This is a genomic window from Yoonia sp. (assembly GCF_046498525.1).
Lineage (GTDB): Bacteria > Pseudomonadota > Alphaproteobacteria > Rhodobacterales > Rhodobacteraceae > Yoonia.
In genome coordinates this window covers 1-10,929 of sequence record NZ_JAWOAN010000133.1, presented here as the reverse complement: position 1 = coordinate 10,929, position 10,929 = coordinate 1, and the positions used below count along the sequence as shown (strand labels likewise).

Sequence of the window (10,929 nt, the reverse complement as noted above, 5' to 3'; positions counted from 1 at the left end):
GTGATGGTTGCAACGCAGCGTTCACTGCTATAATGCGAAGCTTTCCTGCAATCACAACGCACACATGATTTGACGTGCAATCTGGGCTTAAGGGGGTGATGCCGCGCCAACTTGGAGTAAGCGCGACATCTTTGAGTTAAGAAAACTGCAGACAGTCTTATTCGGTGCCGTTGCGCTTCTGATTGTCCAGTGATGTTTCAATATCATTTGCGAGTCCACCAGCACCGTTGCTGATCGCCGTACCAACGGCCAGGCCAAGAACAACGATTGCAGCAGTCAGAACGACGAAGTCAACTGTTACAGCACCGTCTTCGTCATTGCGGAAGTTTTTGATAAAGTTAAGCATTATATTCCCTCCTCAGGGTATTAGAAGATTTTGTTTCGTTCCGTTTCGTTCCGCGCCGGCATCTGGTTTACTAGTTACGCTAACGCGAACACCGTCTTGGATGCAGACATATAGCCATTTGAATGGGGCGGGAGTTTGGCATCAAACATTTTTTTCCCTGTCAGACGCCAAGTTTGGCCCAAAACGGGGTAAGCCAATGTTTTTAAATGAAAGAATTATTCATCTTTTGTTCATCTTTCCAAATTTGCGTTGCCGAAACGCTCTCAATATCGGTCAAAACTGTGCCATTGTTCCTAAAGATTTGGCTTTTTGGCTTCTTTCTGCCATTTTAAGATGAATAAAAACCGCGAGCAGGCAAAAAATGAGTCGTAGATTAACAGGCACGGCACTGGCAGGGTTGCTGCTGCTCACAGCACCAGCGGTGGCTGAAATCGAAAGATTGCAGCCCGACTTCACATTCAAGCGCGTACCCGTTCCATCAGGCAACAGTGGCAGCCGCATCACCGTTCAAATTGACCCTAACGCCCCGAGGCTTGGTCCGGTCTACGCCGATCCTGAACCCGAGCTTTCACCCGTGGCGGCGGGTGGTGCAATTGCGCTCCCGCAACCTTCCGGCCTTGAATGGTTCTGGACGACCGTGCCGGCAAAACTCTCCGAACAGGGACCCGTTCGCTTTCAGAAGGCGATGGCCCGGTTGAACGACCCTCCCAGCGGGCAAGGTGTCCCAACTCCGCGGCTTCAGGCGTTGCAGACCATCGCAAACGCGCACGGGCGTCGTATCTTGATTGAAACGGTCGGCACCTCTGTGTCGCCTGCGCTGGTGCTGGCGGTCATTTCGGTCGAAAGTGCGGGCCGTATCGATGCCGTAAGTTCGGCCGGTGCGGAAGGTTTGATGCAACTGATGCCAGACACCGCAACCCGCTTTGGTGTCACCGACAGCAAAGACCCTGCACAGAATATCAAAGGCGGTGTGGCCTATCTGGAATGGTTGCTGGCCCACTTCGGCAATGACGCGGTGCTGGCGCTGGCGGGATACAACGCAGGCGAAGGCAATGTACGCCGCTACGAAGGCGTGCCGCCATTCGGCGAAACAAGGGCCTATGTGCCCAAGGTGCTCGCGGCTTGGCAGGTGGCAAAAGGGCTGTGCCAGACACCACCGGAATTGATCACGGATTCCTGCGTCTTCAATGTGAACGGTATCTAGACAGAAAAGACGTCGGCCCATTCAGGGTGCTTGCGGCGTTGCGCATTCACAAACGGGCAAAGCGGCACGATCTGAAAGCCTTTGCTGCGCGCGTCTGCGATAAACTCGCGCAACATCGTCGCCCCGATGTCTTCGCCTTCATGCCCGCTTGCCGTTTGTGTATGCTCCGCACTCACCAGCTTGGATGACATGATGGAATACTTCAGCTCACTCTCACCAGATGCGTGCACTATATAATAACGACCCTTTTTGCCGCTTTCTTCGTGCATGACCGACAGGTCAGACAATCGCCGCTTCCGTCGCGGCGCGCAGTTCGTCTTCAGTGACGCCTTCGGCGGTTTCGACGATCTTCAAACCACCCTCGACCACGTCCAACACACCAAGGTTGGTGATGATGCGATCCACCACGCCCTTGCCGGTCAGCGGCAGGGTGCATTCCTTCAGGACCTTGCTGACACCGTGCTTGTTGGTGTGATCCATCACAACGACGACGCGACCGACACCGGCAACCAGATCCATGGCGCCGCCCATACCCTTGACCAGCTTGCCCGGGATCATCCAGTTCGCCAGATCGCCGTTCTCGGCCACTTCCATGGCACCTAGAATCGCCATCGCTATCTTACCGCCACGGATCATCCCAAAGGATTGGGCGCTGTCGAAATACGCGGTCTGGGGCAGTTCTGTGATCGTCTGCTTGCCCGCATTGATCAGGTCGGCATCCTCTTCGCCGTCAATCGGGAAGGGACCCATTCCCAACATGCCGTTTTCGGACTGCAAGGTCACTTCAATGCCGTCAGGAATATAGTTGGATACCAGCGTCGGAATACCGATTCCAAGGTTCACGTACCAGCCATCCTGCAGTTCTTGTGCGGCCCGTGCGGCCATCTGATTGCGGTCCCACATTATGCTGTCCTCACAGTACGCTGTTCAATACGCTTTTCATGTTCGCCCTGGATCAGCCGGTGCACATAAATGCCCGGCAGGTGAATGCAGTCAGGATCAAGCGACCCCGTCGGCACGATCTCTTCCACCTCGACCACACAAGTCTTGCCGCACATCGCAGCAGGCGGGTTGAAATTGCGGGCGGTCTTACGGAAAACAAGATTGCCGGTCTCATCGGCCTTCCACGCCTTCACGATGGCAAGGTCGGCAAAGATACCTTCTTCCAGAATGTAGGTCTCGCCATTGAAGTCTTTGTGTTCCTTGCCCTCGGCGATCACGGTGCCGACGCCGGTCTTGGTATAAAAGCCGGGGATACCACAGCCGCCTGCGCGCATCCGCTCGGCCAGCGTGCCTTGGGGGTTGAACTCCAGCTCAAGCTCGCCGGACAAATACTGGCGCATGAACTCTGCATTTTCGCCCACATAAGAACTCATCATTTTCCTGACCTGACGGGTCTGCAACAAAATACCGATACCGAAGTCATCAACACCTGCATTGTTTGACGCAAATGTCAGATCCTTGGTACCTGCGTCCCTGATCGCCTCAAGCAACAATTCGGGGATGCCACATAGGCCAAAGCCGCCAGCAGCGATGAACATGCCATCATGCAAAAGCCCGTCAAGGGCAGCGGTCGCGTTGGGATAGATTTTCTTCATGCGCTAACTCTCCGGCGTGGTTTGCGCTTGTTGTGCCGCTAGGCCAACAGAGAGTCAACAAAATGCCGCGACGCAGAAAGGGGCGCTAGCCCGCCTTCTTCGCCGCAGGCTTTTTTGTGGCCGTTGTTTTCTTCTTTGCCGGGGCTTTTTTGCGCACGGGCTTTTTCTTGCCCGCTTTCTCGGCCCGCTCATCAATCAGATGTACGGCCTGCGCCATCGTCAATTCGCCGGGCTCGATCGTGTCGGGGATCGTGGCGTTGATCTTTTCCCACTTCACATAGGGCCCGTATTTGCCGTCAAAGACATTCACAGGGCCGCCTGCTTCCGGATGTTCGCCCAATTCGCGGATCGGAACTGCGGCCTTGCCGCGGCCACCACGCGAGGCGACCTTTTCGGCAAGCAACTGCACCGCGCGGTTCATGCCCACGGTCCAGACCTCGTCGATACTGTCCAGATTGGCGTTCGTGCCACCGCGATGCGAGGTGCTCTCTGCGTGTTTGAGATAGGGGCCGTAGCGCCCGATATTGGCCCAAACCGGCACGCCATCTTCGGGGTGCGGACCGATTTCGCGGGGCAGGGACAAAAGCATCAATGCCTGTTCCAGCGTCACGTCTTCGGGTTCCCAATCGGCAGGGATACTCTGGCGTGGCGGCTTTTTGTTTTCCTCGGTCACCTCGCCGCGCTGGGCATAGGGGCCAAAGCGGCCTTTGAAAATCCTGATCTCATCACCGTCGTCGGTGCCCAGCAGCTTACCCTCCGGCGGAATGGCGGATGCCTCCGCTTCAGGGTTGGGGGGGCCGAAGGGGCGTGTATAGCGACATTCGGGATAGTTCGAGCAACCGATGAACGCACCTCCCGACCGTGCTGTGCGCATTGACAACCGGCCTGCGCCGCAGTTGGGGCAAAGACGTGGATCACTGCCATCTTCGGTAGGTGGAAAAAGATGCGGCTCCAACACCTCATTGATTTTTTCCAGCACCTCGGTGATGCGCAGGTCCGCAGTCTCGGCAATCGCAGCCGAGAAGTCGCGCCAGAACTGACGAAGCACTTTCTTGTAGTCAGCATGCCCTGCGCTGACCTCATCCAACTGGTTTTCCAGATCAGCAGTAAAATCGTAGCCAATGTATTTGCGGAAATAGTTGGTCAGGAACGCTGTGACCAGACGGCCTTTATCTTGCGGGATCAGGCGGTTCTTGTCCTTCTCGACATAGCCGCGATCCTGAATGGTCGTAACGATCGAAGCATAGGTAGAGGGGCGACCGATACCCAGTTCTTCCATCCGTTTCACCAGCGTCGCCTCGGTATAACGGGGTGGTGGCTGTGTGAAGTGCTGTTCGGGATCGACCGATTTCTTCTCGGCTTTCTCCCCCTCGGTCAGTTGCGGCAGGCGCTTGTCGTCGTCATCGACAACGGCGTCATCCTTGCCTTCTTCATAAATCGCTATGAAGCCGTCAAAGACCATGACCTGCCCGTTCGCGCGCAACACGACCTGTTCATCGGCGCTGGTGATATCCACAACAGTGCGTTCCAGCCGGGCGGCGGCCATCTGGCTGGCCATCGTGCGTTTGTAGATCAGATCATAAAGCTTGCGCTGGTCCGCATCCGCGATTTTGGCGTCTTCGGTACTGACCGACATCTCTGTCGGGCGAATGCATTCGTGGGCTTCCTGCGCGTTCTTGGCTTTGTTCTTATATATGCGCGGCTGGTCGGGCAGGTATTTCGCGCCGAACTTGGCCTTGATCGCATCACGAGCGCCGGTGACGGCCTCAGGTGCCATATCAATGCCGTCGGTCCGCATGTAGGTAATCAGACCCGCCTCATAAAGGCGCTGTGCGACGCTCATGGTCTGCTTGGCGCCCATGCCGAACTTGCGGCTTGCCTCTTGTTGCAGTGTCGATGTCATGAAGGGGGGCGAAGGATTACGGGTGGCAGGCTTTGCCTCGACCGATTTGATCACCAGATCGCGCGAGTTGATCGCCTGCACGGCCATTTCGGCCTGCGTCGCATTGCCAAGATCGAATTTGTCGAGCTTCTTGCCAGCCAGCGTGGTCAGGCGCGCCTCGAACGTCTGGCCGCGCGGGGATTGCAGCAGGGCCTTGACGGTCCAGTATTCCTGACTGCGGAACGCTTCGATTTCCATTTCACGCTCAACGATAATGCGCAGGCAGACCGATTGGACGCGGCCTGCCGATTTCGCGCCGGGCAGCTTGCGCCATAGAACCGGCGACAGGTTAAAGCCCACCAGATAATCCAACGCGCGACGCGCGAGATATGCTTCAACCAGCGGCTCATCGACCTGACGGGGGTGCGCCATCGCCTCGGTCACGGCGGATTTGGTGATCGCGTTAAAAACAACACGGCTGACGGGTGTGTCTTTTTTGATCGCTTTCTTGGCCCTTAGCGTTTCTGTCAGGTGCCATGAAATAGCCTCGCCCTCGCGGTCGGGGTCGGTTGCGAGAATCAGTTCATTGTCATCTTTCAGCGCATCGACAATGGCTTTGATATGCTTTTTGCTGTCTGACGCGATCTCCCATTTCATGTCGAAATCTTCGTCGGGAAGGACAGAACCATCCTTGGGCGGCAGGTCACGGACGTGTCCGTAAGAGGCAAGAACCGTGTAATTGTTACCAAGATAACCGTTTATTTTCTTGGCCTTCGCAGGGGATTCGACAACGACAACGGGCATGAGAATCCTTTACAGAAAATGCAGTTCCTTAGGTCGGGCAAGATGTGGCGTCTGCTTGCCGAATGTCAATGAGGGTAAAAATCTTTGCCGGAACTTGCCTGAAGGTTCAGACGATACGGGCCAGCAGCCCGCCTGATTGACGTGCAATTTTGCCTTCAAGTTCCAGATCAATCAGAATGGGTGCGACATCAATTGCAGAAGCCTTGATGTCGCGCAGCAGTTGGTCTTCCGCAATCGGCGCGCTGCCCAAGCGTGATAGTATCTGCGAGTGCAGTGCCGCCATATCCCGCAAGCCGCGTTTCGCCGCAGTCGGCGCCGGCAAGTCAAGCTCGGGCGCGGGTGCCACGACCGGTGTGACCGCATCGATCACATCTTCGGCGTTGCGCACAAGGGTTGCCCCATCACGGATCAGCATATTGCAGCCCCACGCACGAGCATCGAAAGGGTGACCGGGTACTGCAAACACATCGCGCCCTTGATCCAGCGCATTGCGTGCCGTGATCAGGCTGCCTGATTTGCCCGCCGCCTCGACCACGACGACCGCGCGGGCCAGCCCCGAAATGATTCTGTTTCGCGCAGGAAAGTGGCGCGCTTGCGGCTGCAGACCCATCGGCATTTCCGACAGGCGCAGCCCGCGTTTTGCGATATCATGGGCAAGCTGCGTGTTTTCGGCGGGATAAATCACGTCCACGCCGCCTGCCAACACCGCTACTGTGCCACCTGCCAACGCCCCATGATGCGCGGCTGCATCAATGCCGCGTGCAAGCCCGGAAACAACGGTATAGCCGGCATCTGCCAAATCCTCGGCGAGCCGTTTTGCCATGCGGGTTCCCAAAGACGATGCATTGCGCGCGCCGACAAGCGCGATCATCGGTTTCTCGAGAAGTCCGGTATTCCCGATCGCCCAAAGCAGGGGCGGGGCATCCGCAATATCCTGCAATGATCGCGGATAGTCCGGCGATCCTTCCACCAGCAAATGCGCGCCTGCCGCCTTTCCGGCTTTCAGTTCCGCCATCACAACGCCTTCGGGGCAGATCACATAATCTGCGACCCCCGCAGCTTTCGCGATTTCCGGCAAAACCCCGAGGGCATCAGCCGCGCTACCGTGTTCTGCCAGCAGCCGGTGATAGGTCGCAACGCCAACCCGACGCGAACGCAATAGGCGAAGGCGGTTGACCGCATCCTCTTCCGTGGTGGGTAGGAGTGGGGGGTGAGTGGAAGAAAAGTGTGTTCCGGCCATCCCGAACCTCCGCCATATTGCCCGATCACCTTAGGGCCAAGAGGGTTAACGAGTTCTGAATCAATATAAGATGATTTTGAACTGAATGAGATATTTCATGCCTAATTCGCCAAAATGCCTGTGGCGCAGCATGATTGTGTGCGCGAATTGCACGCACCACAACCTCGGAAAGCTTAAAAGAATCACTCAGGCGTCGGGTCTAGGCAGCAGCGCCGCCCACTGTCAGACCGCCGATCATGAGGCTTGGCTGACCCACGCCAACCGGCACCCACTGGCCCGCTTTGCCGCAGTTGCCGATCCCCGGATCAAGTGCCAGATCATTGCCGATCCCGCGAATCTGCTTGAGCGCAGTTGCCCCGTCGCCAATCAACGTCGCCCCTTTCACAGGCGCACCAACCACCCCGTTCCTGACGCGGTAGGCCTCGGTGCAGCTGAAGACAAACTTGCCATTGGTGATATCCACCTGTCCGCCGCCAAACCCAACGGCATAAATACCGTCCTTGAGGTCGGCGACCAGCGCCTCTGGCGCGGTGTCGCCAGCCAGCATGTAGGTATTGGTCATGCGCGGCATCGGCGCATGGGCAAAACTTTCGCGCCTGCCGTTACCCGTGGGGGCAACACCCGTCAGACGCGCATTCTGGCGATCCTGCATATAGCCGACCAAAATACCGTCTTCGATCAGTGTGTTCTTGGCGCTGGGCGTGCCTTCGTCATCGACCGTGATCGACCCGCGGCGATCGGGGATCGTGCCGTCATCCAGCACGGTGACACCCTTGGACGCAATCTGCTGGCCCATCAGACCGGCAAATGCGCTTGAGCCCTTGCGATTGAAATCACCCTCAAGGCCATGGCCAATCGCTTCATGCAGCAAGATCCCGGGCCAACCGGGGCCAAGAACAACATCCATCACACCCGCAGGTGCAGGTTCGGCATCAAGGTTTACGAGCGCGATCCGGAGCGCCTCTCGGGCGACGGGTTCCCAACTGTCACGACCGATCAGCCCGATCAGTCCTGCGCGACCGCCACCCCCCATGCCGCCACTTTCACGTTTGCCGTTTTCCTCGACGATCACACTGATGTTCAGGCGTGACATCGGGCGGGTGTCTGTCACCAACGTCCCTTCGGGGCGCAAAATCAGAACTTCTTGGTGAGAGGCGGCAACAGTGGCAGAGACCTGCACGACCCGCGGATCAAGCGCGCGCGCAAATTCATCGATTTCGCGCAGCAGATCGATCTTTGCGGGGAAGGTTGCCTGCAACATCGGATCATCATCCGAATAAAGCTTACGGTTCGTGCCGGCGGGCGCATCGGCCATCGTGCCTCCCCCGTCACCGACAGCCAGACGTGCAGTGGCGACCGCGCGTTTCAACGCATGCTCATCAATCGTTGTGGAATGGGCGTAGCCTGCCGTTTCGCCACGCACGGCACGCAGGCCAAACCCTTCGGATGCATCGAAACTGGCGGTCTTGATGCGGCCATCGTCAAACGAAATCACCTCGGACTTGCGGCGCTCCAGAAACAACTCGCCATCGTCGGCACCGGCAGTCGCCTCGCGCAGGAGGTTCAGGGCTGTATCCTGATCCAGATTTGTTTCAAACGGGCGGAACGGGTCTGCTGACATGGGTTTTTCCTTGGCCGGGGGTGAATTTTGTCGCGCAAGCGTCCGTTTGACGCAATAGCAGTTCTTGAGTTGTGCATCAGGATATGGGACATGGTCCATCGAATACAATGGGATTCCGTCCGAAGCCCGAATGGAATCGCCGGGGAGCCGCGCCGCGAAAGGTGCATTTAAGATAGGGTAAGACATGCGTTTGAATAGCATCGCGACATCACTTTGGACGACAGCCGGTCTGATGATGGCCGGATCTTCCGTGACAGCACAGCAGATCAATCAGGATCTCGAAATTGTGGGCATCCCCGTTCAAGGTGGGATGGGCTTTCAGCCTGCCGCGACGGAACTCGCACGTGATGTGCACTGGCTCGACAACCTGCTTTTGGTGATCATCACGGTCATTACACTGTTTGTGACGGCACTCCTCGCTTGGGTGGCAATCCGCTACAATCAAAAGAGAAACCCCAGTGCCGAGACCTTCACGCACAACTCGCCGCTGGAAGTGGCGTGGACCGTTGTACCGGTTGTTATTCTTGTGTTCATCGGCGCATTTTCGTTGCCCGTGCTTTTCAAGCAGCAGGAAATCCCAGAGGCTGACATCACCATCAAGGTGACGGGCTACCAGTGGTATTGGGGCTATGAATACGTCGACCATGGGGTCGAATTCGACAGCTACATGCTGGCGCGCGACGAGTTGGCAGACTATGGCTACAGCGACAAAGAATACCTTTTGGCAACAGACACAGCAGTGGTCGTGCCTGTTGGTGCAACCGTTGTGATGCAGGTCACCGGTGCAGACGTCATCCACTCTTGGACGATCCCTGCATTCGGCGTAAAGCAGGATGCGGTTCCGGGTCGTTTGGCGGAACTCTGGTTCGCCGCAGAGCGTGAAGGCATCTATTTCGGTCAGTGCTCGGAACTTTGCGGCAAGGACCACGCTTATATGCCGATCACGGTCAAGGTCGTCAGCCAAGAGACATATGACGCCTGGCTTTCCGAAGCGACTGGCACGTCCTAAGGGGTTGGGGCGGGGCAATGCCCGCCCTATATAAACTACTGTTCTAATACGTCAGGTGGGATATCCCGCCCTCTTTTGAAGGTCCGGAATGAGCGATATCAGCGCATCAGATCAAGGCTACGAAGCAGGTATGGGTGATTACTTCGCCCTGATGAAGCCGCGCGTGATGTCGCTAGTGGTGTTTACTGCTCTGGTTGGGCTGTTGGTGTCGCCTGTACCGGTTCATCCCTTCATCGGCTTCGTCGCAATCTTGTGTATTGCCGTCGGTGCGGGTGCTTCGGGTGCGCTGAACATGTGGTGGGACGCCGATATCGACGCCCGCATGAAGCGGACCGCCGGTCGCCCGATCCCTTCAGGCCGGGTCGCGCCGGGTGAAGCATTGGGGATTGGCCTTGCCTTGTCCGGCTTCTCCATTGTCTTGCTGGCACTTGCGACCAATTTTCTTGCCGCATTCCTGCTCGCCTTCACGATCTTTTTCTACGCGGTAATATATTCCATGTGGCTCAAACGGGCGACACCCCAGAACATCGTGATCGGTGGGGCTGCTGGTGCATTTCCCCCGATGATCGGCTGGGCCGTCGCCACCGGCGGGATCAGCATCGAAAGCATTTTGATGTTCGCGCTGATCTTCATGTGGACGCCACCGCATTTCTGGGCGCTGGCGCTGTTTGTGAAATCAGACTACGGCAACGCCGGTGTGCCGATGTTGACCGAAACGCACGGTCGCGATGCGACACGCAAACACGTGATCATCTACACAGTGCTGCTGGTGCCGGTGGCGATCGGGCTTGGGTTCACATCCATCGGGGGGCCGTTCTATCTGGCCGTTGCCGCCGTGATGAACGCATGGTTCCTGAAAGGCGCCTATGACATCTGGCGCCGCGATGATGCGGCCTGCGAAGCAGACAAGCACCGTGTCGAAATCAAGGTTTTCAAAGTTTCGCTCTATTATCTTTTCGCCCACTTCGGCGCGCTCTTGATCGAAGCGGCGCTCCGGCTTTATGGCATCGGAGGCTGGTGATGGCATTGCATGTCGAACACGAACTGCACACGCGGCGCAAAGGGCGCAATTACGGGCTGGGGCTGATCCTCGCTGCCTTCATAGCGATCATTTTCGGCCTGACGGTCGTCAAGGTTTTGCAACTCGGCGATGCCGCCCAGTTTGAAAAGTTCGATCACGTGGCACGCCCACAGATCATCCCGGAAGAGGGGGCAGGTGAATGAG

At 57.2% G+C, this 10,929-nt stretch carries 11 protein-coding genes; 4 read left to right on the top strand and 7 right to left on the bottom strand.

Annotation, left to right across the window (positions count from 1 at the left end; genetic code table 11):
• Nucleotides 1-157: 157 nt before the first annotated feature.
• Nucleotides 158-346 carry a Flp family type IVb pilin gene (locus R6T97_RS09085; RefSeq protein ID WP_410348974.1) on the bottom strand — a complete coding sequence of 63 codons (189 nt, stop codon included), beginning with the start codon at nucleotides 344-346 and terminating at the stop codon, nucleotides 158-160.
• A 361-nt stretch (nucleotides 347-707) separates the two neighbouring features.
• Here R6T97_RS09085 and R6T97_RS09080 point away from each other — a divergent pair, with 361 nt between their 5' ends.
• Nucleotides 708-1,550 carry a lytic transglycosylase domain-containing protein gene (locus tag R6T97_RS09080; RefSeq protein WP_410348973.1) on the top strand — a complete coding sequence of 281 codons (843 nt, stop codon included), beginning with the start codon at nucleotides 708-710 and terminating at the stop codon, nucleotides 1,548-1,550.
• On the opposite strand, the gene R6T97_RS09075 is transcribed toward R6T97_RS09080, so the two are convergent.
• From R6T97_RS09075 to tldD, 6 genes are all read right to left on the bottom strand, one after another.
• Complete coding sequence (locus R6T97_RS09075) at nucleotides 1,547-1,837, bottom strand: GNAT family N-acetyltransferase (RefSeq protein WP_410348972.1); 291 nt, start codon at nucleotides 1,835-1,837, stop codon at nucleotides 1,547-1,549. The two genes, R6T97_RS09080 and R6T97_RS09075, sit on opposite strands and share 4 nt — an antisense overlap.
• Nucleotides 1,830-2,456, bottom strand: coding sequence for a 3-oxoacid CoA-transferase subunit B (locus tag R6T97_RS09070; protein ID WP_410348975.1), 627 nt, complete (start codon nucleotides 2,454-2,456; stop codon nucleotides 1,830-1,832). The genes R6T97_RS09075 and R6T97_RS09070 overlap by 8 nt, the downstream gene beginning before the upstream one ends.
• Entirely contained in the window at nucleotides 2,453-3,148 is a 696-nt protein-coding gene (locus R6T97_RS09065; protein WP_410348971.1) for a CoA transferase subunit A, read from the bottom strand. Before R6T97_RS09065 ends, R6T97_RS09070 begins: the two co-directional genes overlap by 4 nt.
• Nucleotides 3,149-3,233: 85 nt before the next feature.
• Nucleotides 3,234-5,834, bottom strand: coding sequence for a type I DNA topoisomerase (gene topA, locus R6T97_RS09060; protein ID WP_410348970.1), 2,601 nt, complete (start codon nucleotides 5,832-5,834; stop codon nucleotides 3,234-3,236).
• Nucleotides 5,835-5,940: 106 nt separating this feature from the next.
• Nucleotides 5,941-7,074: a DNA-processing protein DprA gene (gene dprA / locus R6T97_RS09055; RefSeq protein WP_410348969.1), complete on the bottom strand. Its 1,134-nt coding sequence runs from the start codon at nucleotides 7,072-7,074 to the stop codon at nucleotides 5,941-5,943.
• 199 nt (nucleotides 7,075-7,273) lie between these two features.
• Nucleotides 7,274-8,695: a metalloprotease TldD gene (tldD, locus tag R6T97_RS09050; protein ID WP_410348968.1), complete on the bottom strand. Its 1,422-nt coding sequence runs from the start codon at nucleotides 8,693-8,695 to the stop codon at nucleotides 7,274-7,276.
• A 184-nt stretch (nucleotides 8,696-8,879) separates the two neighbouring features.
• Between tldD and coxB the strand changes: the two genes are divergently transcribed.
• The 3 genes from coxB (at nucleotide 8,880) to R6T97_RS09035 (ending at nucleotide 10,928) form a co-directional block, all read left to right on the top strand.
• A complete protein-coding gene (gene coxB / locus R6T97_RS09045; RefSeq protein WP_410348967.1) occupies nucleotides 8,880-9,704 on the top strand; it encodes a cytochrome c oxidase subunit II in 825 nt (274 codons plus the stop codon).
• A gap of 88 nt (nucleotides 9,705-9,792) precedes the next feature.
• Entirely contained in the window at nucleotides 9,793-10,725 is a 933-nt protein-coding gene (gene cyoE / locus R6T97_RS09040) for a heme o synthase (RefSeq protein WP_410348966.1), read from the top strand.
• Nucleotides 10,725-10,928, top strand: coding sequence for a hypothetical protein (locus R6T97_RS09035; protein ID WP_410348965.1), 204 nt, complete (start codon nucleotides 10,725-10,727; stop codon nucleotides 10,926-10,928). Before cyoE ends, R6T97_RS09035 begins: the two co-directional genes overlap by 1 nt.
• The last annotated feature ends 1 nt before the right edge of the window (nucleotide 10,929 follow it).

What these genes read in the sequence shown, in the direction of transcription:
- R6T97_RS09085 (WP_410348974.1), bottom strand. Translation starts at nt 346, where the DNA reads ATGCTTAACTTTATCAAAAACTTCCGCAATGACGAAGACGGTGCTGTA.
- R6T97_RS09080 (WP_410348973.1), top strand. Translation starts at nt 708, where the DNA reads ATGAGTCGTAGATTAACAGGCACGGCACTGGCAGGGTTGCTGCTGCTC.
- R6T97_RS09065 (WP_410348971.1), bottom strand. Translation starts at nt 3,148, where the DNA reads ATGAAGAAAATCTATCCCAACGCGACCGCTGCCCTTGACGGGCTTTTG.
- topA (WP_410348970.1), bottom strand. Translation starts at nt 5,834, where the DNA reads ATGCCCGTTGTCGTTGTCGAATCCCCTGCGAAGGCCAAGAAAATAAAC.
- dprA (WP_410348969.1), bottom strand. Translation starts at nt 7,074, where the DNA reads ATGGCCGGAACACACTTTTCTTCCACTCACCCCCCACTCCTACCCACC.
- tldD (WP_410348968.1), bottom strand. Translation starts at nt 8,695, where the DNA reads ATGTCAGCAGACCCGTTCCGCCCGTTTGAAACAAATCTGGATCAGGAT.
- coxB (WP_410348967.1), top strand. Translation starts at nt 8,880, where the DNA reads ATGCGTTTGAATAGCATCGCGACATCACTTTGGACGACAGCCGGTCTG.
- cyoE (WP_410348966.1), top strand. Translation starts at nt 9,793, where the DNA reads ATGAGCGATATCAGCGCATCAGATCAAGGCTACGAAGCAGGTATGGGT.
- R6T97_RS09035 (WP_410348965.1), top strand. Translation starts at nt 10,725, where the DNA reads ATGGCATTGCATGTCGAACACGAACTGCACACGCGGCGCAAAGGGCGC.